We start from the raw sequence: 25397 nt of genomic DNA, 5'->3' as shown, positions 1-25397 counted from the left end.
CCGCTTCATCATGGAGACAGATATGCAGAACGAAGTCCCACGGAAATCCTCTCGTTCGGCCGCCGCGCGCGGTCTGCGCCGCCGGCTGCCGTTGCTCGCGCTCGTGGTTGCGGCCGTCGCAGGCATCGGCTTCACGCAAAAGCACGTGTTCGCCGACGAGGTGCACAGGGTGCCGCCACCCACGGTCGACGAAACGGCCGCAACCGCGCCCGCCACGGAGACGGTCGTGCTCGCGGGCGGTTGCTTCTGGGGTGTGCAGGGTGTGTTCCAGCACGTGAAGGGCGTGACGAGCGCGGTCTCGGGCTATACCGGCGGCGCGCAGTCGGCGGCCGAGTACGAGACCGTCAGCACCGGCACCACCGGGCACGCGGAATCGGTGCGCGTGACGTTCGACCCGCATCAGATCAGCTATGGTCACATCCTGCAGATTTACTTCTCGGTCGCGCACGATCCGACTGAGTTAAACCGGCAGGGCCCGGACGTTGGCACGCAATACCGGTCGACGATCTTCCCGAGCACGCCCGAACAGGCGCGCATCGCGAAGGCGTATATCGCGCAGCTGGGCAATGCGCATGTGTTCCCGGACAAGATCGTCACGACGATCGAGCCGGATCGGACGTTCTATCCGGCCGAGACGTACCACCAGAACTACCTGACGTTGCATCCGGATCAGCCGTATATCGCGATCAACGATATTCCGAAGGTGAACGGGTTGAAGAAGCTGTTTCCGACGGAGTATCGGGATCAGCCGGTGTTGGTGAAGACAGCGACTTGATTACCCTCTGCAGTCTTGTTTGAGCTGACGTGCGCAGGTAAGCCCTTTGCTCCTCATGGCGCCAGCAATGCGTCGCACACACAGCGCCAAAGCCCGAGCAATCGAGCTTTGAGGTGAACTCGTTATTAAGTCTGAATGTACATTGGATCGGCATGACGTTCCCCGTTCAGACGGTACGCCAGGCGTCGCCAAAGCGCAGATTGCCGTCGTGGTGGTGCCACGTGATTTCGTGCGCCTGCCCCGACAATCGCGGCTGCCAGCGGACGGGGCGTCGGCTTCGGTGCCCGGAACCCGTTGAGATGGACTCGGCTTTTGCCTCATGCACGCGCGTGCAGACCGCACGGTCCTCCGGTCCATTTCGCATCTGGCACACCGCTTTCGCCCCCGAACGTGCGTCGATCCGGCAGACGTTCGAACATCGTGCGTTGGCCGACCAACCCATTCCGAGCCAGCTTGAAAGGGAGCGTAACGATGAGAATGACAGGAATAAACGGTTCACCGAATATCGGCGATTTTTCGGACGACGCGGGCGCTACCGTCGACAGCGATCACAAAAACAAGATCGCAGAACTGCAGGACGCGATGCAGAAGTTCATGACCGATCTTTCACCACGGCTCGTCCTCCGCAGTCTTAGCGCGCCTCCGCCTGTCCATCACACGGTAAGTGGAGACAACCATCAACCGGCGCAGTTCTCCACCACGCGGTTGAAGTACACGCCTGCCGAAGCCGATGATTCAGACTGATGCCGGCCGTCGGATCTGCTCGGCGATCCTCACAGCAGCTTCGGATCGACCTGCGGAATCATCGGTGCGAGGGCGGCAATCCGGTCGGCCTGTTCGAATACGAAGTCCGCGATCTTCCTGGTCAGCTCGCGCTCGTCGCCGATATAGACGTCCGACGCGGCGAGTTCGTGGGCAACGTTCTTTGCTGCGTGTGCCATCCGCGTCATTTCCCGCGCTAGAAACGCAGGACGTGTTCCGGTTCGATGTGCAAAGTCAGCCATTGCGAAAGCGCTGATTTCCTCCAGACGGAACACTTCGCCGTAGCCCATCGCCATGTCCTGCACGAATGCATTGCCATAGGCATCGACGCACACAAGGTCGTAAAGCGGCGCCGGAGTCAAGCCTGCGCTGTCGACGAAAAAGGACACGTTTTTTCCGTGCGCGTCGCTGTTGCCGATCAACAGTTGCAGGATCGCCCACCTGACGAGATACGTCTTCGCACTCGCCGGCTTTTCAAAATGCTCTGTCAACGAGAACAGCTTTTCGTAGCTAACGCCATCACGGATATTCCGCACATCGGCCTCATTGCCAAGATAGCGCTCGTATTTGAACGTCGATGGCAAATCGAGCGCCTGGCAACCGTCGATGATGTGTTTGCGTCGCACAGTCGCGGCGCGCTCCGGATCATTTGGGTCGTGTATGACGCCGCGGTCGAAGCGCTCGACCAGCAGTATCGGCGTCGGAATACGACGGATGGAGCAGGGCGCCACTGGGAGTCCGATGCGCGCGGCGAGCGTCATGCAAAAGTGCTCGTTGGCTACCATGAAAGGCGTGCGGGTGTTCAGCGATTCCGGCTTAAGAATATGCGTAGAGCTAAGCGCCCCCTCTACCAGAGATATCCGATCGCCTTCGACGAGAACCTGAAGCTTGTCCTGCTGGCCGGCGACCGAGAGCCGGACCTGTCCATCCCAAACGGCAAACGGTACGGCATTTCGCGTTGCGATGCGCTCAGCCAGTTCCTCATTGCTGATTTCTCGACGCACAGGCTCCAACGCCTCAGGCGGTCGTGCGGGTTCCACGGTGTCGTCGCCGTCATCCACAAAGAAACTGAGTGCACCCGCCGGCTCCTTCCCTAGCAGACGGATGAGGCCGTAGGTGTTGTTTCGGGAAACGTGATAAAAACGGATCGCTACATCGAGAGCCCGCCCCTCCGGCAAAAGATTCTCGATAAAACGATGGACGGTGCCCGGCGCACGGACAGGACCATCGACAGGAATATGCGGCGATAGCGAGAATGCTCCCCGGTGCGCCCGCCACGCCTCTTCGTAGTCGAAGCTGTACCGGTCGTCTTCTCCTTCAAACGTCACGCGTCCAACGAGTTCGCCGTTTGTGGAGACTTCCAGAACATGCGCCATTAGCGACGCTCCGCAAGCGGCGAAACGCTTGATAACGGCATCGTAGACTCCAGCACTGCTTCGCGCGCAGCGGGCATGTGACGCTTGGGCACAATAAGCATGGTCAGCCCGAAGCCGGCAAGAATCATAAACAGCTTGTCGAGCCCGATCGAACGCCCATTCTCGAGTCTGGACAGCACGTCCTTGGAGACGCCCAGAAGATCCGCAGCGTCATTGATCGGCATTCCGTTCTCAGCACGATAGTTGCGCACGAGCGCGCCTACGGCGGCAAGGTCACGCACGAGTGGATCCGGGTTTGAGACTGGGCGGGGCAGTGTCCGTGCCATGTGCCAACTCCTGCGACAGGATAATTCCGCAATGACGGAATTATGGCACAAAACTCGAGTCCAGGTCGCTTAATTCCGAAATAGCGGAAATATCGCGGGAAAAAAACACGGCCATATTTCCGGCATTCCGGAAAAAAGCCCTCTCGAAGCCAACGAATGCAATAATTCCGAAATACCGGAATTATTGCATTCGAGATCAGCAATCTCAAGCCTCTTTGCGAACCGAAGGCCCGCGAGGCAGCAAGCCGCTTACTTCGCCAACCCATCAAAACTCTGCAACAAACGCTCGATATCAGCTGCGTGAATATCGCCCATCGTCGAAATCCGAAACAGTTCGGCAGACAGTCCCCCCTGCCCCGCATAGATCACGAACCCACGCGCCTTCAACGCGTCGTGCAATTGCGGGTAGGCCACACCAGCCGGCAACCGGTACGCACGCAGCACAACCGACGACTGCTCGGGCGGCAGCACGCTCGCCATCCCGCGCGCCGCGAGCCCCGCACGCGCCTGCTCTGCCAGCGCCGCATAACGTGCATGCCGCGCGACCCAGCCGCCCTCGTCCGCCAGTTCACGCAGCGCTTCAACGAGCGCGTAGTACGCATGCACGGACGGCGTGAATGGCGTATTGCGCTGATCCTGCAACCGCGCGAGCCGCCCAAGATCCAGATAGTAGGTCCGGCTCGCCGCGACTGCGAGCGCATCGCGCCGCACGATCACGAACGCCGCACCCGGCACGCCATGCAAGCACTTGTTCGCGGTCGCGGCGACCGCCGCGAGCGTCGTATCGGCGAAATCGATCGCTTCGGCGCCGAAGCTGCTCACCCCGTCAAGCAGCAGGCGCACACCGCGCTCGCGGCATACCGACGCCAGCGCGCGCAGATCATTCAGCCGCCCGGTCGTCGTTTCGTGATGAATCGCCGCAACGTGCGTGATCGAACGGTCCGCATCGAGCGCGGCCGCGATACGCGCGACGTCCGGCGCCTGCATCCACTCGTGCTTCGCGACCGTGTGCGCGATCCGGTATTGCGTCGCGATCTGCGTGATCCGTTCGCCGTACACGCCGTTCTCGACCACCAGCAGCTTGCCGTTCTCAGGCACGAGCGCAGCCACCATGCTTTCGACCGCGGCCGTGCCGGAACCCGTCATCAGCACTGCGGCCCATTGCGCCGCATCGAGTCCGTAAATCTGCAGCAGACGCGCGCGTGCTTCGTCCTGCAAATCGAAGAACTCGCTTTCACGGTGGCACAGATCGGTCTGCAAAAGGCTGTTGCGCACACGTGCGCTTAGCGTCACCGGACCGGGGTTCAACAGCAACATCGGTGTTCTCCTTCGTATCCTTTCCAGACTTCGTGTGCTGCGCTGCTTTACTGCGCGAGCGCGCCAAGGTGGCGCATCAGGCGCGTTTTCACGTCAGGCGGCGTAATGGTCGGGCGCGGCAGTCCATCCGGCGTGCCGCGACGGATCGCGAGCCGCACAAAGCGCGGGCCGTCACCGTGGCGCGGCGCGGCAAGAACTTCGTCGAGCACGCTCAACTGATCGCTTTCCACTGCCGACGCGTAGCCGCACGCCGCCGCGACGCCCGCGAACGACACCTGTGGCGACACGGTCGCCTGGCCGCCGGTCGAATCATGCGCGCCGTTATCGAGCAGCACATGCGTGAGATTCGCGGGTCCGTACGCACCGAGTGTCGCGAACACGCCCATGCGCATCAGCGCGGCCCCGTCCCCATCGAGCGCGACCACATGCAGATCCGGCCGCGCGAGCGCGAGGCCGAGCGCAAACGGTGTCAGGCAGCCCATCGAGCCGACCATGTACAGCTGATTCGCGCGGTCGTCGAGCGCGTACAGTTCGCGGCCGCAAAAGCCCGTCGACGCAAGCACAACGGTCGACGCGAGCGGCGTATGCGCGATCACGCGCTGCAGCGCTTCATGGCGGGTCGGCAACGCATCGGGCGCGACGCCGCGCAGATCCGAGACCGCTGCTTGCCGCGCAGCGCACGGCGCCGCATCCGCGGCCTTCAGTTCATACGGCTTGACGCTGCCCTTCTGCATAACGAGCGCATACGGCCGGCCCGTCTCGTCCATATGTTTGACCGCGCGATCGAGCGCCGGGCCGATCTGGTCGGCTTCCGTCGGGAACGTCTCCCATGGAATGTCCATCGTGTCGAGCATGGCCGGCGTGATCGGGCCCATCAGCGCATGCTGCGGCTCGTCCGGCACGCCCGGCTGGCCGCGCCACGTGACGATCAGCAGTTGCGGCAGCCGGAACGTCCACGTCAGCGACGTCAGCGGGCTCACTGCGTTGCCGAGTCCCGAGTTCTGCATCATCGTGACGCCGCGTCGCGCACCGAGCGTGACGCCCGCGATCAACGCAACCGCATCGCCTTCGTTCGCCGCCGACACATAGTGCAGATTCGGGTCCTGCAGCACGTAGTTGATAAACGGCGTCAGATACGAGCACGGCACGCCCGCATACCAGTCGAAGCCACGCTCGCGCGCCGCTTCGACGAACTGGGCTGCTTCGATCATCGCGCACCCTCGTCCGCGCTGCCGCCTTGCGCAAGCGGCGTTTGCGCGTGCGCGAAATCGCCCGCGCGGCGGAAGTCTTCGAGATCGTTGACGCCGCGCCAGTGGCCATGCACGTATTGCACTTCGACCTCTTCGCCCGCGTCGATCAGCGCGTTGAGCAGCGCCGGCATGTCGAGCGACGCGAAGTCCGCGCGCGCGCGCAGTTGCGCCATCACTTCCTGCAGCCGCGCGAGGCCCGCGCCACGCACATTCACGAGGCCGACCCAGCGGCCATGCGGCGCGTTCGACGCGGCACCCGCAGGCGCATCGTTTTCATCACCGGACACGCGGCGCAGCAGCACCTTGTTGCCGAACAGGCCGCGGTCGTCGGCCGCCGAGCACCACGCGAAATCGCGCACGCTGCGGTTTGCCGCATGCGTCTCCGACGCATCCGTCGAATCGACCACCACGCTGAACGCCGCTTCGCTTTCGACGAGGTCGCGCACGATATAGCTGCGGAACAGCAGATCGCCGTACGAGATCACCGTGTCGCCCTGCAAACGGTCCAGCGCGCACGCGAGCGACGCGAGCTCGCCGGTGGTCTCATGCTGGTCATTCACGACAAGCTTGATGCCCGCCGTATCGATCGCGTCGGCACGATACCCGCCGACCACGGTAATGTCGTTCACGCCCTGCTTCTTGAACGCATCGACCAGCCAGCGCAACAGCGGCTTGCCGGCGATCGGCAGCATCACCTTCGGACGGTCGGTCGTGACCGCTTCGAGTCCCTTGCCACGACTCGCCGCGAGCACGACTGCGGAGCCCGATGCACGCGACGACGACAGATAGCGTTCTTCCGCCTCCGAATATTCGTCCGCGTCCTGCAGGCGGAAAATCTCGTTCACGGTCGCAATGCGGTCTTCGACATTGACGAGCGTCTGCGTCTCGTAGATATCCTTGACCACCGCCTGCATCGCCGACACCGCCGCGCGAACCTGATGGTTCGCCCAGATCACCGCGCTGATACCCGCCTTGCGGAATACTTCGGTCGGCGTGCTGTAGTACTTGGTCGGCACGATCACGATCGGGCAACGGCCGGCCCACTCGCGCGCGAATTCGAGAATCTCGTCCGGCTTCGACAGCTTGCTGTGCATCAGGATCGCGTCCGCGCCCGCGAGCCGGTACGCCTCGGCGCGGCGCAGCGCTTCGTCCATGCCCCAGCCGGCAATCAGCGCCTCGACACGCGCGACGATCGAGAAATTCTCGTCGAGCTGCGAGTCCTTGCCGGCCTTGATCTTGCCGCAGAACTCGTCGACGTCCGCCAGCGGCTGCCGCTCGCCGTTGATAAAACTGTTCGTCTTCGGGAACTGCTTGTCTTCAATGCAAACGCCGGCGATGCCGCGCTGTTCGAGCTTGCGCACGAGGCGCCGCACGTTGTTGAAGTTGCCGTAACCGGTATCGCCGTCGAGCAGGATCGGCAGGTCGCTTGCATCGGCCATGAACTCGAGCTGATCGACCACCTGGGTCCAACTCGCTTCGTTGTTGTCGCGCACGCCGAACTGCGCGGAGATCGTCAGGCCCGATCCCCAGATCGCCTTGAAACCCGCTTCACGCACGATGCGCGCCGACAGGCCGTTATGCGCTTCCATCAGGAATTCAAGTTCGTTGCTTGTCAACATCTGACGCAGACGCGCGCTGCGCGACGTAACGGAAAAAGAGGGCTCGCGTGCATTCATTATGTGGCTCCTACTGACCGCTGCAATGGCGGTTGAACGTCGTCCGTTGCTCGCGCAACGTCGTTGGAAAAATCCTGGGAAGTGCCCTTCCCGCCGGCTCGCGCAAACGCGAACCCAAGCCTGCGGCACAGCCGATTGCGCGCAGACTCATCCAGGGAAATATCGAATTGATAAAGGCGGTGTTTATTCAAATCGGAATTGAGCAACCCCGATCGATTACGGGGCTATGTCGAACCAACCAAAGGTGGCGACTATATCGGAAATATTACGATCTCGCCGCTTGCACACGTCGTATTTGGCAATTAATGGAATTAGTTTGAAAAATGTGTGATTTTGCGATGGTCTGGCGCAACGCGCCGCACGCGTTGGTCAAACCACCGGCCGCCATTTCAAGTTCGCTAGCAACGCGTTGATTTATCAGACGAAAGGCGTTCGAAAACAGCTCGCCGGTTAGGGGTTTCCCCTGCTGCGCAGCCGCGTCGACGCGACCGTTAACGCCGGTCAGGCGCCGCGAAATGCGCCGCTATGCACACCGCTTGAACCTTGCGTCACGACCTGCTTTCAATCTCCCCCGACCAGCTCGCTCGCCTCATCCAGACATCCGGACATGCAGACCATGACGCTCAACAAGAAACTTGGCTCGATGATCGCCGTTCTGTGGATCGGCCTGATCCTGATCGGCGCGTTCGGCGCGTGGCAAAACCGCGCATCGATGATCGAAGAGCGCCGCGCCCAACTGATGACGCTCGGCCAGCAAGCCAATTCGATCGTCAACCGCTACTACACGTTGTCGCAACAACATGCGATCAGCGAGGACGATGCGAAGAAACAGGCGCTCGCCGCGGTGGGCGCGCTGCGCTATGGCACCGACGGCTACTTTTCGATCAACGATTCGCAGCCGGTGATGCTGATGCATCCGATCAAGCCCGAGCTGAACGGCAAGAATCTCGCGCAATTCGCGGACCCCGCGGGCACGCATGTGTTCATCGAGATCGTGAAGTCCGGCGACCGCAAGCCCGGCGGCGACTTTGTCGACTACCTGTGGTCGAAGCCCGGCCACGACCAGCCGGTGCCCAAGACCAGCTTCTCGCTGCGCTTCGCGCCATGGGACTGGTATCTCGTCACCGGCATGTATATGGACGACGTGCGCAGCGCGTTTATCGCGAACCTGATCCGCTGGCTGGCGATCACGTTCGCACTCGGCGCGCTCGCGACGGTCGTGATGGTGCTCGTGCTGCGCAGCGTGCGGCGCACGCTCGGCGGCGATCTGGAAGTGGCGGTGGCCGCCGCCCGGCGTATGGCGGACGGCGACCTTGCCAGCGCCGTGCCGGTCGCGCACGGCGACCACACGAGCCTGCTGCATGCGCTGCGCTCGATGCAGCACGGACTCGTCGCGACGGTCTCACGCGTACGCGCGGGCACCGAAAATATCGATGTGGGCGCAACCGAAATCGCGGCCGGCAACACCGATCTGTCGCAGCGCACCGAGGAACAGGCGGCCGCGCTCGTGCAAACCGCATCGAGCATGGACCAGATGACCCACAACGTGAAGCACAACGCGGACAGCGCCGCCCAGGCCGCGCAGCTCGCGAGCCAGGCCGCGGACGTTGCATCGCGCGGCAGCCAGGTCGTCGACGACGTGGTGCGCACGATGGGTGACATCACGAGCAGTTCGCGGCAGATCGGCGACATCATCGGCGTAATCGACGGCATCGCGTTCCAAACCAATATCCTCGCGCTGAACGCGGCGGTCGAAGCGGCGCGCGCAGGTGAACAGGGCCGCGGCTTCGCGGTCGTCGCAGCGGAAGTGCGCAGTCTCGCGCAACGCTCGGCCACTGCGGCCAAAGAGATCAAGGCGCTGATCGAAACGTCGACCGGCAGTGTCGACGCCGGCGCGGAACTCGTCGCGAGCGCCGGCTCGACGATGGGTGAGATCGTGCAATCGGTGCGGCGCGTCAACGAGATTCTCGAGGAGATCAGCCGCGCGTCGCGCGAACAGAGCGCGGGCATCGAGCAGGTGAATCGCGCAGTCGGCGAGATGGACCAGGTGACGCAACAGAATGCGGCGCTCGTCGAACAGGCCGCGGCGGCCGCGCATTCGCTGAAGGATCAGGTGAGTGTGCTGCGCGACGCGATCTCGACGTTCAGATTGCCGGTCTGATCGATCGACATCGGCCAGTTCGCCCGTCCCCTCCGCTTTGCGCCGCCGGCGACACGCCGATGGCGCGCCTTCCCGGTCCGCCCCGCGCGGCGCTGACAAATCTTGACAGTCAATTTTCCCGGGCGTGCCTAAACTTCGCGCTCGGGAGCGAGCCGGCCGTCCGTGCATCAGTTGATCTCATCGCTCATGCTGCCGCCCTCGCGCGCTCCCGTTTGTCGAAATTTCCCAGGGAGCACTTATGAGTCTATCCAAACGTCTTGCCGCCGAACTGTTCGGCACCTTCTGGCTGGTCCTCGGCGGATGCGGTAGCGCCGTCCTCGCAGCAAGCTTCTCCGGCCCTGAGCACGGCCTTGGCATCGGCTTCGTCGGCGTGTCGCTCGCCTTCGGCCTGACGGTGCTGACGATGGCCTATGCAATTGGCCACGTGTCAGGCTGTCATCTGAATCCCGCCGTCAGCATCGGCCTTGCGACCGCGGGCCGCTTTGCGCTGCGCGATGTCGTGCCGTATATCGCCGCGCAGCTCGTGGGCGCGATTCTCGGCGCGCTGGTGCTGTCGCTGATCGCCTCCGGCAAGCCCGGCTTCGATCTCGTGGTCAGCGGTTTTGCGAGCAATGGCTATGGCGAGCGATCGCCCGGCCATTACTCGATGGCCGCCGCGTTCATCTGCGAAGCGGTGCTGACCGGATTCTTCCTGTTCGTGATCCTCGGCTCGACCGACAAGCGTGCGCCAGCCGGCTTCGCGCCGATCGCAATCGGCCTGTGCCTCACGCTGATTCACCTGATCTCGATTCCGGTCACCAATACGTCGGTCAATCCGGCCCGCTCGACCGGTCCGGCGCTGTTCGCCGGCGGCGCGGCGGTCGATCAGCTGTGGCTGTTCTGGCTTGCGCCGATCGCCGGCGCGATCGTCGCGGGCATTGTCTATCCGATCGTCGCGGGCGAGGCGCATCGCAGTGACACGCGCGCTTCGAGCGCGACCGCGTAAGCGGCATCACGCGGCGCGGCGTGTCATGCCGGCTTTAGTGCGCGTTGTGATTCTCGCAACGCTTGCCGCGCCGCGCTCGCATTGACATTACATTTTTTTTACAATCAATGCGGCACTGCGCTACAGAAGCGACCGCGGCTTCAACCGTTGAGCCGATCGCTGCCTCATGCGCTCAACCCCGTCCGCCCCATGGCCCCGAACAGGAAAGCGCACTCCACCACCCGTTATGTGAACGTCGCGATACATCCCGCGCTCGCACCACGTCTGCCGGCATGGCGCTCGAAACTGATCGTGTTCATCGCGTTCGCGGCGTTCACGTCGCTCGCCGGACGCGCGATCTGGGTGCAGGTCGTGAATCGCGAGTTCTACATCGAGCAAGGCCAGAAGCGCTACCAGCGCACGATTGAGCTCGATGCGACACGCGGGCGCATTGTCGACCGCCATGGCGCGCTGCTCGCCGTCAGCCTCGCCACTTATGAAATCTGGGCATCGCCGAAGTTGATCGACGGCGCGTCGCTCGCGCCGCTTGCACGTCTGCTCGAGTTGCCGCTCGCTGAAGTGCTACGCCGCGTGTCCGGCGAAAAAACCTTCGTGCTGCTCAAGCGCCAGGTGGATGCCGACACGGCCGGGCAAATCGGCAAGCTCGGCCTCGCCGGCATCACGCAGATTGCCGATTCAAAACGCTTCTATCCGGAAGGGGAATCCGCCGCGCATGTGGTCGGCTTCACTGATATCGAAGACCACGGCCAGGAAGGTGTCGAGTTAGCCGCGAACGAACTGTTGAGCGGCGTGCCCTGGGCGGGTCGTCTACGAAACACGGCCGCTGTTGCCGGCGCGTAACGGCGCGCTCGTGCAGTTGACCATCGACCGCCGCATCCAGCAGCTTGTCTATGCGCAACTGAAAGCGGCCATTGCAAAGCATCGCGCGCAAGCGGGTAGCGTCGTCGTGCTCGATGCGCGCAACGGCGAAATCCTCGCGCTTGCGAACTATCCGAGCTTCGATCCGAACGATCGCGCACGGCTGACCGGTCGGCAACTACGCAACCGGGCGGTCGTCGACACGTTCGAGCCGGGGTCGACCATCAAGCCGGTCGTCGTAGCGCTATCACTGGACGCGGGCAAAGTGCGCCCGCAGACAATGATCGACACCGCGCCCGGTTCGTACCGGATCGGACCGAACGTGATTCATGACACGTCCGATCACGGCCGGATGACCGTCGCCGAAGCGTTGCAGAAATCGAGCAATATCGCGCTCGCGAAACTCGCGCTGAATCTGCCCGCCGAGACGATCTGGACTACGTATCAACAATACGGACTTGGCCACGCGCCGCAGCTGACGTTCCCTGGCGTTGCCGCAGGCAAGGTACGGCCGTATGAGCGCTGGCGGCCGATCGAGCAGGCGACCATGGCTTATGGCTACGGGCTGTCGGCGTCATTGCTGCAGTTGGCGCAGCTTTACACGGTTTATGCGGGCGACGGTACGCTAAGGCCCGCGCACCTGCTGCGCGAAACGGCGCCGGACGCATTGCCGCAGGGTGCGTCCCGCCACCTCGTCAGCGATGTCAAAGACAAGCCCGCCGCCGACCTCCCAGGCCATCCGGCCGCCTACGCACGACGCGTCACAACGCCCGCCACAGCCGCCGCGATCCGCACGATGCTCGAAATGGCGACAGGCCCGGGCGGCACGGGCCAGACCGCATCGATCGAAGGCTACCGCGTCGGCGGCAAGACCGGCACCGCGCGCAAGCAGGTCGGTGCGACGTATGCAAAGAACCGCTACCGTGCACTCTTCGCCGGCATGGCGCCGATGAGCGACCCGCGCCTGATCGTTGCGGTGATGATCGACGACCCGGCCGGGCGCGCGTTCTACGGCGGTACCGTGACAGGGCCGGTGTTCTCCGCGGTGGCGGGCGGTGCGCTGCAACTGCTTGGCGTGCCGCCCGACGCGTAACCGAAACCTGCCGCGCGCTCACGCTGGTGGATAATAAACAGCCGAATCGCTGTCCATCGTCTTGTACCGATACGCGATCGGGCCGCCCCGTTCGCCGATCGACGAACCGCGATCGAGTTTGCCTTTTTCGGCGAGCACGCTGAGCGTCACCCTTCCGTTCAGATCCTTCGCGATCACCGCCTCCGCGGTACCGACCGTGCGCTGATTCGGATTGTGATCGTAGTAGTTGAACGTCATCATGTGCCAGCGTCGCGCGTCGTGCGGTCCATAGGCGTGGCGCGCAACGTGAAGATGCGAGTTCGGCACCGTTTCCGCGACGCCGGCCACCGCGCCTAGCAGGTTGCCCGCGCCGACGACCGCGTGCGTATTGGCAAGATATTGGCCGCTGTAAATCAGTGCCGAAAATGGATATTGGCGCCCGATAGTCACCAGATCGTCGTTAGTTCCGTGCCAGCGATAGGGCACTTGATCCTTGGGTCCAATCTTCGTGTGCGCGTCGACGATGCTTTGCGCGCCTTCACGCGAAGTCAGCCAGTTCGGCGACATTTCGGTCGAGCCGGCATGATAGGCATACAGCGCCTTACCGTCGGACGCGAACAGCATCGTGCAGCCGTTCATCGCGCCGCCGGATACAATCACCGTCGAGCCCGGGCGCATACTCGCGAACGGCAGCTTGATTGCCCCCACACCATCGCGGCCGTTACCGAGTTCGATCAGTTGCGCGCCCTGCAAGTGAGTCGCGGGACCGTATCCCCAGAACGTGCCTGCGGCGATCTTCGAGTTCGCAACGTACGACGTGGCTTGCTCACCGTTGCCGAGCGCCAGCACATCGCGCCGATGTTCGTAGTCTGTACCACGCACGGCGCGCGGTTCGTTCATGTCTGTTATGTCGCGGTCTTTCCGATAGAAAAAGAACTGTGAGCCTAAGTCTCGAACCCGTATGCTGTCGTCAAGCGGTGTATTCGCCAGTGCGATGCTGATCGGGCCTTTGCCGGCAATCCGCTTCAGGTCGCCGACTGGGCGAGCCCTTGCTTCCGGCGCCGATGCTCTACGCCGGTCCGTCCTCAATGGCGTCCCGGTTGTCTTCGACGCGCCGGCCGTCTCCCCGCCCACAGCCTCGCCGGCCTCGCCCCGGCTCGGACCGGCGGCAGATTCAGCTTCCGTCCCGGCGGGCAAACGAGGTGGACGAGTCGGGCTCAACGGATAGCCTACTCGCCCGTCCGGTTGCCGTTGCGGCGGATTGAACGCGACTTTGCGGACAATATCGACCTTGCGTGCCGTGTGGTCGTCGAACGGAAACTGGATCTTGAACCGTGGAAAGTCAAAGATGTCGCCTGGCGCGATTTCGCCGCGACGGGCGCTGCCTGCCCCCGACGTCTGGGCGCCCGGTGCCCTCGTCGTGGTGGCTAGCTTCGGTTGAAACACCTTGAGAGAATTCGTCAAATCGCTTTGCAGCCTTTCCGGATCAGGCGTTTCGCCGACGATCAACGCGTTCACTGAATCCAGCGCGTCGCCGGCTCGCTGAATGACATTGGCTTTCGGCGTGAGCGCCGCGAATGCATCGACGATGCCGGCATAGCGGTAGATATCCTGTTCTTCTGCCGCGCTCAGCGCTTCACCGCGCGTTGCCTTTTTGACGAGATCGCTCGCACTGGAAATAAACGACGCAAATGGTGATTGCGCCGCTTTGGCCGTTATCCCCATTACGTCTCGCAGCGTGTAATCCGTTTTAATCGCTACGCCGCCGATATATCGGACATGGTCGGGCCCGTGATTCCCAGCAGTTTTCGCTTCCTGCCGCTTTTCCTCGGGCGGCGGGTCCGCCACACGTGCGTCCGCGACCGGTTCGCCGCGCGCACGAACGTCGGTTTCGCAAAGGAACGCAAGACGCTCGTGCAGCGCGTCGTACAGCTTGAGCGCGTCGTCCTCGTCGATCGACAGTTCGCCGCCGCCGCGCTGTCTTTCGCGTATCTCGGCGACCCGGTCCTCAAAGTGCAGAAAGCGCGGCGCCATCTGTGCAGCGTCCGGATAGCGCTTCAGGATATCGCCGGACGGGCCGGTATCGGTCACATCAGTCGTGTGCTGAGTCCCTGGAGGCGACGACCGTTTGGCCTGCGGCGGGCGTCGATCCGGCATGGTGCCCTTCCCCGCAGCGCTCGTTTGCTGCGCCGGTCCGCGCGGCGTTCCAGAAACTTCGTTCGACTGGCGCCCATCATCGTCATCATGTCGAGGCAGATTGAAATCCGGACGGTTGAATGGCGTCGGGTACGGCGTCCTTCCGAGGGTCTGCACGATGTGTTCTCCCTGACAGCGGTTGATCCACTCGCATAGCGGCACACGAGGAGAGAGACCACAGCGTAGGCGACACAGTCCCCGTCGATGCGGTAGGCAGTCAGTACAACGCGTACAGAAAGCCGCACGGTCAGCCGGGCGCCTTAAGGTTCGTTTAATTTTCCGCTGCGAATATCGTCGGCATCCCCTGTTGAGCCGCCGAGGTCCTGGCGGCCCTTTTTTTGTCCTCAGAAGGGGACGCGCGCTTCGACGTCCGTCTGCAAAGGCGAATTCCGGGAGGAACGTGCGGATCCGGGTTCGACCGGAAGCTGCCGTTCAGCGAACCCGTCGGAACATCACCATGTCGCCGCAAAGCCGCCGATCTCCACGGGCAACGTTGGCGCACAGGTCACGGCGTTCTATGCCCGGATATCTCACGACGCTTTCCCAACCCTCTCCATTATTGTCAGGCCCGTCTCCGTCGTTCCGCGATCGCATCCGGCGGAAAAACTCCACAGCACGATGAATCCTGGGATACTTGAATATTGACTACTCGAGACAAAGAGACGAGCGTGTCAGTGTGGCATCAGGTTCGCTCCTTGTCTCGATCGGCTCTCTATCCGGGGTAACGATGTGGAACTTCCGTGTCGACGCGTCGTCGTGGCGGCGTCCGTATTCAGGAATGGCGCAGCGACGCACCTTACGATTTCCCTTCTTTCCCCACTGCGGGTCGGCACGGCCACCTGGCTGCCCTTGCTCGCCCCGTCCCGCACACGCGACGATACCCGACAGCCACAGCACCCTTGCGATCACCCTGTTTGCGCATAGGCTGAATGCCTTGCTCGCGAACCGCGCGCAGCGCACGATCCTTGCGACAGTGGATATCGCGATTCACGCGCTACAGGAATTCGCGCCACGCCTATCTGGGCCTTCGCGGGACGCCAACGCGGCATAAAGCCGGGCCGCGTGGACGACAGATTGAAAAACGGAGAGAACCATGTCAGAACCTGCCGATCCAAAGCGCAACGGACCCGCTACGCAGTCCCCTGATCCAAAGGCACAGGCCGCACAGGAAGACCCGTCCATGTTGTTCGCAGGGCGCGGCTCGCTGCTGACCCGTATCGAGCAGGGCAAGGCAGCGCGCGCAAAGGTGCCGCGTGCGAAGCTGGCCGACTGCAAGATCCAGGATCGGGATCCGATCGCGCTGCTTGAGGCGTCCAACGTGGGCCGGGTGGCGGAGCTTATCCCGATTCGCTACGGGCGTATGGTCGCGAGTCCATTTGCGTTCTATCGCGGTGCCGCGCCGTTGATGGCGCACGACCTGTCGAAACTGCCGCATTCCAATCTGACGGTGCAACTGGGCGGCGATGCGCATCTGGCCAATTTCGGACTGTTCGCGAGCCCGGAGCGACGCATCCTTTTCGGACCCAACGACTTCGACGAAACGCTGCCCGGCCCCTTCGACTGGGATGTCCGCAGGCTGGCTGCGTCATTCGTGATTGCGGCACGCGAACGCGGATTCACGGTACGCGAGCAGCGTAGCGTGGTGCGTCGACTATGCGAGACGTTCCGGCAGCGAATCGCCGAGTTCAGCAGGATGGACACGCTCGACGTCTGGTACTACCAGTTCACGGCAGCGAGCATGCTTGCCATTGCTGATTCGATGGTTGAAAGAAGGAAAGAACTGGCGGTCATCGACAAGGCGAAGCAGCAGTCTTCGCGTTCCGTCATGAGTCACGCGACCGAGCTGGTCAACGGCAGGCTGCGAATCAAGGACGTGCCACCGCTTGTGTATCACATCCCGTTGGAGAGCCCGCACGATCAGAAGCAGTACGATGCATTGGTCCGGCGCTTCTTCGCCGACTACCGATTGACACTCCCTGATGACAGGCGCGCGCTGTTCGATCGCTATGAACTGGTGGATGTCGCCATACGCGTGGTGGGCATTGGGTCGGTGGGGACCCGCTGCTACGAAGCGCTCTTCATGGCCGATGGAGAATGTCCATTGTTCCTTCAACTCAAGGAGGCGCGCGCTTCTGTACTGGAGGGTTACCTGCCTTCCAGTCGTTTTGCCAATCATGGCCAGCGTGTGGTAAACGGGCAGCGTCTGCTGCAATCGGCAAGCGACATTTTTCTCGGATGGTCGAAGATGCGCCACACGGGCAGCGACTTCTACGTGCGGCAATTGCGCGACATGAAGGGCGCCTTCGACTTCTCCACCTTTGACGTTGAAGATCTTGGCGAATATGCGGTCTCCTGCGCACACGCGCTCGCTCATTCAATGGCGAAAGCGGGTGATCCCGCACGGCTAAGCGGATATGTAGGCAGGTCGAGTGCATTCGACGAGGCCATCGAGCGATTCGCGCTCGCGTATGCGGAACAGAATGAGGCCGACTGGACGGTTTTGAAAGCAGCGGTCAAGGCGGGACGCATCCGGGTTATTCGCGAGTGAAATTGACGCACGCCCATCGTTTCCGAACATGTCGTCGAGGCTGAATGGCCCACCCGACAGGCCGCCGGGCGCGCGCGCTTTCCTCGTTGCGGACGTCGAGTGACCTTGTGCACATTGGCGGGTTGTTGGAAACGACGCCGTAGGTCACTGGCCTCGACGCTTGACGATCGTGCTGCGCCTCGCGGATTTCAACCAGCCTGCAATGGACGCGCGGTAAAACGCTCTGCGTTAACCCGCTATGTCAGGGCGTCGGGCCATGTGCTAACCTCCTCCGCATTGCGCGCAACTTGCGCGGCCGAGAAACCGCGCCGACTACCATGAACTCCTTCAATTCTGCTTATGTTGCCGGGCTGATCGCTGGCGTGCTGATCACAGCCGTCTCAGTTGCGTATGCGCAGAATACGCCTGGCGTACCCGGCGGCGTGCTGCCACCTGATCAGTTTCACCTGAATGAACATCCGCAATTGGCGCTGGGGGCATCCGAGCCGTCGAAGAAAGATGAGAATGGAAAACAGTCTGGCGGGGGGCATGGACGACGGCAACATGGAATGGGACAAATGCAAACCATGCCCTGAGCACCTGGTATCAGTCGTGTTACTCAGGATCGGCGCATGGCCGTCATTCGCACAAGTTTATAGTCCTCAATATTCTATCCCTCAGAGATACAGTGAGTTCGATTCTACGCAGCTGATGTTTTCTCGAAAACGATGCATAGTCTGGTACTTCCCCCACGTCTTTCGCTTGCGCGGAGCGTCGGGTACTTCCTGCGTCGTTGGGAGCAAAATGGTGTTTGCGTATTTTCTTGAAAAGCTGGACAAGTGGGTCAAGCAGTGGCACGAGCGCAGCTGCGTCGAGCACGTTTCACGCGCGTCCGATCTTGCCGAGGTCAAAAGGCGCACGCGCGCTATCGAACGCCACGGCTACGATATCTGCAGTAGCCGGGAGCGCTAAAAATCGCCGCCCGGAACCAGCGATGACGCGAGTGGTTTTTTGGTTCACGTCGCGCGTCGTGCTGAAGGCAGTGCCTGCCCGGGATCTCGCTACGACTGCCGAATCGTGATTGGAACGAGTTGCGGCAGCTTGCCGTTAACTTGTCTTAAGGGAAATAGGCACTTGTCCCACCGACATTGCCACAAGCGATCTGGCGTTTCGTAGGACAGGCACAACGCTCACCTGCCATCGAACGCGAGCTCCCGATTCGTGATCTGACCGTGGTCCGTACGTCATGGTTGACAATGTCGGTCACCCGATGCACATCCGGCAAACCGCGCGTTCTTTGCATGGCATCCGAATTGTGTCGAATAGCGGCTCGTGTACGCACCGCGTCGGGAGATGAACAGCAGTTCCTGGCCGGACGCGGCCCGACCTCTGAGATGACAAACCGGAAAACGCTCAGCGAGCGGCGGCCGTCGCTGATTGCTTGCATCGAATTTATCGACGACGCGTGGAGCGATCGTCCGGTATTTTCCGATCTCAAGCATGCCTTCAAGGGCGACGATTCGATCCTGATTTTCAATCGTACGATTATTGACATCGTTGTCAATTATACATGATTGACACGCCTGTGTTGGCAGCATTACACGGTCGTGACTTTGTCACGCCACGCATTTACCATCGCCGGCGGTGTCTTTCGAATGTCTAACGAGCCATCCCACTCACCACCGGCAACACGCATGCATGCATGTTGCTGCCTTCAGCCGTTTCGTCATCGCGGGCATCGCGCCCCCCAACCATATTCAGGACCGAGGAATCCGGATGGACTACTGCACGTTACCAATAGCTGAGCGAGCCAAACTCTACATCTACGCCGCACCTGGACCGATTCGCCGCCTTGAACGTGACGTGAAAGATATCGGGCGCTTCGAAGGCCCCGGTGGGCTAACATCGTGCTTGCGTCTGGTCGTCGCGTCGCCGCCGCTTTCGCCGGCATCCGCAGGCGTTCTAGACGCGGCCATCGGTGTATGTGGGGAAAGACTTTTCTCTGACCCATACATTATGTTGCTCGACTCTATGGCACTCGTGGGGCCCATTGCGGCGGCGGAAGCATTTGTCCTGTTGACCGCCGATTCGTCCATGACAGAAGAGCTGCAATCCATCTGCACCGCCTTCCTGGCAGTGTTCGAGCAGTATCCGGATTTTTTTCTCGCAGAGGCTCGAGCAGCGCTTGCAAAGCACAATTTCGGAAAGCGTTGACCTGCGACCCGCAGCCACGATGGCATCGCCCGACGCGCGCGAGCGCTGAAACGCAAAGGCGCCCCTCCCGTTTCCGCGAGCGCCGGTCAATCGTCGTGAAGCACGTCGGCCGCTTGTGACGAGGAGCCGCCTCACCAAAGACGCGGACCGATGAGTGCCCGCGCACTCATCCTCGCCAAGGCTCGCGAATCGCTCGACAAAATTGATACTATTTTTATTTGGTTTGCTTCAGGAGATGCGCTCAGAAGGGCGCGATGCGTCACCTGTGCGTGGACGCGTAAACTTCAGATTCCATTGCCGCGATCGTCTTATCGCCCCACAAAACCTTGGCGCCAAATACGTATCGCCCCAACGAAGGAAAAGAGCTGACACATGTAACTTCGAACGTCAATCTGGCCGACGCCGGCGCCAGCTGAAACGCATCTACGTTGATATACCCGACTCGGTAGTTAACCTGCCGATCCAGCATATTGTGCAAAAGCACGGTCCGCGCTTGACCGAACGTATCGGCAAGAATAGCGACCGGCCAGGACGGGTAGTGATCGAAATGCCCAGCAAAGTTCTCAGATCCAACTTCGCTTGTGCAAACAACGATGCTCTCGGCGTTGGCGGAAAGCACATCAAATGCGACGGGGGTCGAATACGGCGACTTGTCGGCCTGTGGGGTGGAATCCGTATGGTGCCCGCTGAAGATTCGGGAAAATACTTCGTGCGAGAGAATTTGATATTCACACCAAAGATGTGCGGCGAGCGATCCGTAATGCCCCAAAACCTCTGCGGTCATGGTCCTGCGATTCCGGCTCGTCACGGCAGCGACCGCGATGCCGCGTTGATCCTCTTGACCTTCGTGGGTATTCGGTAGCAGTTTTAAACGGCCCTTGCTAGCGAGGTAATAAGTCATGTCATCCGGTCCATCCAGCGCCGCGGCACAACTGCCGAGTATTGCCAGATGACGGCCCAGCTCCGCCGATGAAACGGGCCCGAGTTCGGAACCCGTTACCTGCTCAGCGCTAAACATTCCGTATATCGCTTTATCACGCGACCTTGCCTTGAGTTCGGAGAATGCGAAGTACGGTCGATGCACTGCTATGCGCTTGCAGATCTGCGCGATATCTAGCGATTCCATAGAAATCCGTTTGGTTGAGAGCCTGCCTTTCCCCATCGACGCTTTGCCAGTCAGCCCGTATTCTGAGCGTCTGAAAAAACGGAAATCTGAACTTTTGTGAACATTCCTTGTTGTCGGTCGTTGGCCACTGCATGCAGTTCAAGCCAGTTTGCGCGGGTCGTCCTATTGCTCCATCGCGCGTGGATAGATTCAGTGCTTCGCACATTTCCAGCATCGAGCGCGCGTCGCGCTTCACGGATACCGCGCTCGATTTCCTCCGCCGCCGCCCAAAATCTTTCCTGTCCCCGCGATCGCGTCGATCACCCCGGATATCCGGCAGGGAATAACGCCATCTCGCAGCGCGTTCTTTGTGCTGGAGGGCAACGTACAGTGGCTGCTTGCCCTGTTCTTTCCAGCGGGAATTCTCAATGGTTCGACAGCACGGCCACGTGCCGCATCCAAGCGCCGCGGCGCGTGACGAGCATTGGCGCGACGTCATGCGTTCGTTCAGTGTCGACACTCGCGCAGATCCGGTCAAATCGGCCGGATCGCACGTCAAGAACTGGTGTGTGGGGCGCACTGTCATTCTCGCCGCAGATCTGCGTCACCAGATACTGACGCCCCTGCCGGGCGAGCAGTCCTGCTGGTCCAGCGACTATCTGATTCTCAAGCTTGTCGGCGACGGGCGCGGAGTCATCGAGCAAAACGGGCAAATGCGCACGTTAAATCCGGGGGACATGGTAATGCTCGATCCGACGGCCCGGTATCGCGAGATCGTGCCGGAGTACGTGACGGGCTTCGGTTTTCGCATTCCTCGTGCTTCGCTGCGCGAGCGCGGCTTTCGCTATTGCCTGACCGATGCTCTCGTGCCGGACGTGTCGTCTCCCGACGTGCAGATGGTGCGTACGCTGATCGAGTGCCTTGGTCGTCAGTCATTCGCGTCGAGCGAACACGTCCGGCTGCGTATGAGCGAACAATTACTGGATCTGATGGACATCGTTGTCAACGATCCCCTCACCCCCTATGCCCGCCGCACTGCGGCGTCGATTGTCTTCAAGGCGAAGCGCTTCATCGCCCGCTATGCGGGCGATGCGAACCTCGCTCCGTCGACGATCGCCGCGCATGTTTGCGTGTCCGAGAAACATCTGAGCCGACTGTTCAAGGCCGAAGGCATCTCGCTGATGCGCTACGTGCTGAGCGTGCGCCTCGAGCGCGCCGCGCGCGTGCTGGCCGCTACGCCGTGGCGGCGCAACCTCGTGCAGGACGTTGCGCTGCAGTGCGGATTTTCTACTGCGTCGCATTTCAGCCACGCTTTCAGGTTGCGCTTCGGCATGCCGCCCAGCGAGGTGCATGCGAAAAGCGGCTTTCTCACCACGCCGCGAGAGCACCAGGCAATTTAAAGGACGGGGGGTGTGCATGTCGCACAACCCGCCGCGCCTGCTGAAAGCGAATCTCGCGCACACAACTCGCGTCTGTCGCGCACGTGCGCTGCCTGCATCGCCAATACGATAAAGACACCCAGTTGCCCATGCGACCGCCTCGCAAGTGATCGCAACCGGCGCCGGGTTTCCCTTTTCCGTACGTGATTTAGAGGCCTTGCATGAACGACAGAACGGCCGCACCCGACGCATGGCGGGTCGCCTATCCCAATCCCGCCGATTTCAATTTCGACTTCGCGCACCTGCTGCAGTTGACGCAGCGCTGCGGCATCGCCCGCAACGTGCGGTCGGATTTACGCATCGCCGTCGTAGGCGCGGGCATCGCTGGCCTGACTGCGGCGCGCGAACTGTTTCGTTGCGGCGTCACACACATCGACATCTATGAGGCATCGGCCCGGCTCGGCGGGCGCTTGCGCTCGCAACCGGTGGCCGGGCAACACACGGTATTCGAGCTAGGCGCGATGCGCATTCCGATGTTCAGCCGCGCGCAAGGCCCAGCGGCCATTTTTGCGCAGTATGCGCACGCGTTCGGACTGACGTCTCAGCCATTTCCGACCGCAAGTTCCGATCGATTTTCATTCGGGCTGTATTCGGAGCGCACGGGTACTTTCAATCTGAAACCGCCGAACGGCGCGCTGCCTCTTGACCCGGACGTCGCCGAAGTTCGGCAAAAGTGGCAAACGTTCGTGTCCCGGACGCTGGCAGCGATACGCGCAAGCTTCGATACACCGAGGTGGCCAGCGCTCTGGCGGGCGATCGAACAACGCTACTGGCGCGATAGCTTTCGCGACGTCATGTACGCTCCCGCGCTGCATCGCTATGACCCGAACGAGCCTGGCGATCTGGGCGGCGCAGGCATGAGCGAGCGGCAGACCGGCATTCTCGAGCGCATCGGCGTCGGCGACGGCTCGTGGTCGGCACAGCTCGACATCTCCGCGCTGATGATATTCCGGCTGATGTTATTCGGCTATTTCGACGACTTGCATCTGATCCAGGGACGATTCGACCCGCGCGGCGACTTCGCTGGCGGCCCGCATTCGGGCGACGCATCGCTGACCGACAGCCTGGGTCATCCGCTGGCGGCGCCCCGCTATCTGGGCGTGCAGTCGATTGCGGATGCGATGTTCTTTAGCCCGGTGCACAGCGAGCACGTCGCGCCGCTGTCGTTGTACGACGCGTTGCGCGATGAACGGTGCGGCGTCCGGCTCTACACGCGCAGCCCCGTGCATCAAATAGCGCGCGTTCCAGGCGGACGGATGCGGCTCAGTTGCGCGGCGCACGAGCGCACCTATGACGCCGTGTTGCTCACTGCATCAATGTCAGGCAACCGCACGGCAATCCGGATGCACGACTTTCCGGAAACGGTGCTGCCTGGCGAGGTGATCGACGGTGACCGGATGTCTCACTGGATGAGCGTTGGCAAAGTGTACGTTGCGCTAAAGGAACGTTACTGGGAAAAGTCGAACATTCCGCAACTGATGGCCGCGGATAACTTTCTCCAACAAAGCTATGCGTACGCGGTTCAAACGCCGCGAATCACGGATCCCGGCGTGCTGCTGCTCAGCTATACCTGGGACGCGTACGCGAACAACCTGCTCGGCGAACCCGATGATGCCGCCCTCGTCTCTCGCTGTATCGATGCGGTCGATCGGATGTTGAAGCGCGGCGGCAGCCTGGACCGCCTGTCGCGCTATGTGGACGAGCACCAGTTCGCAGTGGTCCAATGGATTCGGCAGCCGACGATACGCGGCGCCGCCCGGGTTTACCGGCCAGGCATCGAACGAACGAACCGGGCATTGTTCACCTACAACCAGAACTTCAGCGCCGAATCGAAGCTCTATCTGGCCGGCGAAGCTTATGCGATCGACGGCGGCTGGGTCGAATCCGCATTGCGTGTCGCACTGGACGCCGTGTTGCACCTGCTGCACAACCACCAGGCGGAGTTTGCCGACGGCTTCGATTTCACGCGCGCGTATCCGCGCCGCGATGCCGTGCCGCTGTCGCACCAGAACTGAAGGCTTATCGCCGTAATACGTGACGGCCGCGTTCGCGAAGACTTGCTTCGCTTCGCACACAATCCGTACCGACCAGTAACACGACATGTAGGCTCAATTCCTCAAAGCAGAGTGCCTGCATCCGGGCCGGTGAGGCCGTTACGCCGACCGGCCATTCTTTCCGTGTAAACGGTAGCCGGTCGCGCCGTGCGCGGCGCAAGACCGCGCCTGCGAGGATTCATATGCCGCTAGACTCCTACATGACGCTTGGCCATTCGGGCCTGCGTGTCAGTCCGCTTTGCCTCGGCACCATGACCTTTGGCGAGGATTGGAATTTTGGTTCGAATGTCGCCGACTCGCAGGCGATTCTGAGCCGCTTCATTGAGCGGGGCGGAAATTTCGTCGATACCGCAGACATTTACACCAAAGGCCATTCGGAACAAATTATCGGCGATTTTCTTGCCGGTGACAGGTCACGCCGCGATCGACTGGTGATCGGCACCAAGTTCGGATCGAATCTGTTCCCTGGGGACCCGAACGGTGGCGGTTTGAGCGCAAAGGCGATCATCCGCGCGTGTGAGCAATCGTTGCGCAGGCTGCGCACAGACTATATCGATCTCTACTGGCTGCATGGCTACGACGAGCTCACACCAATCGAAGAGACAATGCGCGCTTTGGATAATCTGGTGAGCGCGGGAAAGGTCCGTTACCTCGGGTTCTGCAATACCCCCGCGTGGCGCGTCTGCCAGGCGCAGATGATGAACCGGATGAGCGGCTTTGCACCGCTTGTCGCTACGCAGGTCGAATATTCGCTGCTCGAGCGAAGCGTCGAACATGAAATCGTGCCGATGGCGCAGACATTGGGCTTGGCCGTGATGCCCTGGTCTCCGCTGAAAGCCGGTTTGCTGTCCGGCAAATACGCGCGCGCCGGCGGCACCGGACGCGCTACGACGTTCGGCATACCGATTGGCGAACGGGAGCATGTGCTAGTCGATGCGCTGCGCGCTATTGCCGACAAACACGATACGTCGGCGGCCGCCGTGGCCTTGGCGTGGCTATCAACGCAACCCGGGGTCGGGCCGGTGATCATCGGCGCACGCACGCTCGATCAATTCGACGAAAATGTGCAGTCACTCGATATCGCGCTGTCAGCTGATGAAATCGCAGAACTCGAACGCATGACCACTCCGGCTCCTACTTCGCTTACGCAGATCATCGCGCGGGCCCGCGCGGCGATCCAGAACGGACTGACGGTGAACGGATTCTCAAGCACGAAGTCGCCGTTGGCGCCGACCACAGACGAAGATCGCTACTAGACCGTTATGAAAGGCTACTCATGCAATTGAATAGACTCGCAAAACCTG

At 61.7% G+C, this 25397-nt stretch carries 18 protein-coding genes and 1 pseudogene; 12 read left to right on the top strand and 7 right to left on the bottom strand.

Going from position 1 to position 25397, the window contains the following annotated elements; all coding sequences use genetic code 11:
• The first annotated feature begins 22 nt into the window (after positions 1-22).
• On the top strand, positions 23-775 hold the full coding sequence (gene msrA / locus HV796_RS22250) for a peptide-methionine (S)-S-oxide reductase MsrA (RefSeq protein WP_175228667.1): 753 nt from the start codon (positions 23-25) through the stop codon (positions 773-775).
• Positions 776-1195: 420 nt separating this feature from the next.
• Positions 1196-1519: a hypothetical protein gene (locus HV796_RS22245; RefSeq protein ID WP_175228666.1), complete on the top strand. Its 324-nt coding sequence runs from the start codon at positions 1196-1198 to the stop codon at positions 1517-1519.
• Between the two features lie 29 nt (positions 1520-1548).
• Here the strand turns inward: HV796_RS22245 and HV796_RS22240 are convergent, their stop codons facing one another.
• From HV796_RS22240 to aepX, 5 genes are all read right to left on the bottom strand, one after another.
• Positions 1549-2913: a HipA domain-containing protein gene (locus HV796_RS22240; protein WP_175228665.1), complete on the bottom strand. Its 1365-nt coding sequence runs from the start codon at positions 2911-2913 to the stop codon at positions 1549-1551.
• Positions 2913-3194 (bottom strand): helix-turn-helix domain-containing protein, encoded by a 282-nt coding sequence (locus HV796_RS22235; protein ID WP_343052963.1) that lies wholly within the window; start codon positions 3192-3194, stop codon positions 2913-2915. Before HV796_RS22235 ends, HV796_RS22240 begins: the two co-directional genes overlap by 1 nt.
• Before the next feature lie 294 nt (positions 3195-3488).
• Positions 3489-4556, bottom strand: coding sequence for a 2-aminoethylphosphonate aminotransferase (locus HV796_RS22230; RefSeq protein ID WP_175228663.1), 1068 nt, complete (start codon positions 4554-4556; stop codon positions 3489-3491).
• 47 nt (positions 4557-4603) lie between these two features.
• Positions 4604-5767, bottom strand: a complete 1164-nt coding sequence (gene aepY, locus HV796_RS22225; protein ID WP_175228662.1) for a phosphonopyruvate decarboxylase — start codon at positions 5765-5767, stop codon at positions 4604-4606.
• Positions 5764-7482, bottom strand: coding sequence for a phosphoenolpyruvate mutase (aepX, locus tag HV796_RS22220; protein WP_175228661.1), 1719 nt, complete (start codon positions 7480-7482; stop codon positions 5764-5766). Before aepX ends, aepY begins: the two co-directional genes overlap by 4 nt.
• Before the next feature lie 616 nt (positions 7483-8098).
• Between aepX and HV796_RS22215 the strand changes: the two genes are divergently transcribed.
• From HV796_RS22215 to HV796_RS22205, 3 genes and pseudogenes are all read left to right on the top strand, one after another.
• A complete protein-coding gene (locus HV796_RS22215) occupies positions 8099-9643 on the top strand; it encodes a methyl-accepting chemotaxis protein (RefSeq protein WP_175228660.1) in 1545 nt (514 codons plus the stop codon).
• A 238-nt stretch (positions 9644-9881) separates the two neighbouring features.
• Positions 9882-10628 carry an aquaporin Z gene (gene aqpZ / locus HV796_RS22210; protein WP_175228659.1) on the top strand — a complete coding sequence of 249 codons (747 nt, stop codon included), beginning with the start codon at positions 9882-9884 and terminating at the stop codon, positions 10626-10628.
• Positions 10629-10817: 189 nt separating this feature from the next.
• Positions 10818-12579, top strand: a pseudogene (locus tag HV796_RS22205) (peptidoglycan D,D-transpeptidase FtsI family protein).
• Between the two features lie 18 nt (positions 12580-12597).
• Here HV796_RS22205 and HV796_RS22200 read toward each other — a convergent pair.
• On the bottom strand, positions 12598-14715 hold the full coding sequence (locus HV796_RS22200) for a cytotoxic necrotizing factor Rho-activating domain-containing protein (protein ID WP_175228658.1): 2118 nt from the start codon (positions 14713-14715) through the stop codon (positions 12598-12600).
• A gap of 1132 nt (positions 14716-15847) precedes the next feature.
• On the opposite strand from HV796_RS22200, the gene HV796_RS22195 reads away from it, so the two are divergent.
• The 4 genes from HV796_RS22195 (at position 15848) to HV796_RS22180 (ending at position 19495) form a co-directional block, all read left to right on the top strand.
• A complete protein-coding gene (locus HV796_RS22195; protein WP_175228657.1) occupies positions 15848-17302 on the top strand; it encodes a DUF2252 domain-containing protein in 1455 nt (484 codons plus the stop codon).
• Between the two features lie 317 nt (positions 17303-17619).
• Positions 17620-17877: a hypothetical protein gene (locus HV796_RS22190; RefSeq protein ID WP_175228656.1), complete on the top strand. Its 258-nt coding sequence runs from the start codon at positions 17620-17622 to the stop codon at positions 17875-17877.
• Positions 17878-18582: 705 nt separating this feature from the next.
• Positions 18583-18855, top strand: coding sequence for a hypothetical protein (locus HV796_RS22185; protein ID WP_175228655.1), 273 nt, complete (start codon positions 18583-18585; stop codon positions 18853-18855).
• Positions 18856-18979: 124 nt separating this feature from the next.
• Positions 18980-19495 (top strand): hypothetical protein, encoded by a 516-nt coding sequence (locus HV796_RS22180; RefSeq protein ID WP_175228654.1) that lies wholly within the window; start codon positions 18980-18982, stop codon positions 19493-19495.
• A gap of 259 nt (positions 19496-19754) precedes the next feature.
• Here the strand turns inward: HV796_RS22180 and HV796_RS22175 are convergent, their stop codons facing one another.
• Positions 19755-20621 carry a hypothetical protein gene (locus tag HV796_RS22175; protein ID WP_175228653.1) on the bottom strand — a complete coding sequence of 289 codons (867 nt, stop codon included), beginning with the start codon at positions 20619-20621 and terminating at the stop codon, positions 19755-19757.
• 407 nt (positions 20622-21028) lie between these two features.
• Here HV796_RS22175 and HV796_RS22170 point away from each other — a divergent pair, with 407 nt between their 5' ends.
• The 3 genes from HV796_RS22170 (at position 21029) to HV796_RS22160 (ending at position 25349) form a co-directional block, all read left to right on the top strand.
• A complete protein-coding gene (locus tag HV796_RS22170; RefSeq protein WP_175228652.1) occupies positions 21029-22000 on the top strand; it encodes an AraC family transcriptional regulator in 972 nt (323 codons plus the stop codon).
• Between the two features lie 200 nt (positions 22001-22200).
• Entirely contained in the window at positions 22201-24054 is a 1854-nt protein-coding gene (locus HV796_RS22165; RefSeq protein WP_175228651.1) for a flavin monoamine oxidase family protein, read from the top strand.
• A 221-nt stretch (positions 24055-24275) separates the two neighbouring features.
• Positions 24276-25349 carry an aldo/keto reductase gene (locus HV796_RS22160; protein ID WP_175228650.1) on the top strand — a complete coding sequence of 358 codons (1074 nt, stop codon included), beginning with the start codon at positions 24276-24278 and terminating at the stop codon, positions 25347-25349.
• Positions 25350-25397 lie beyond the last annotated feature (48 nt).

Origin of the sequence: Paraburkholderia humisilvae (assembly GCF_902859855.1) — a bacterium.
Lineage (GTDB): Bacteria > Pseudomonadota > Gammaproteobacteria > Burkholderiales > Burkholderiaceae > Paraburkholderia > Paraburkholderia humisilvae.
The sequence above is the reverse complement of the archived record's forward strand: the minus strand, read 5'-3'. Positions and strand labels throughout refer to the sequence as shown.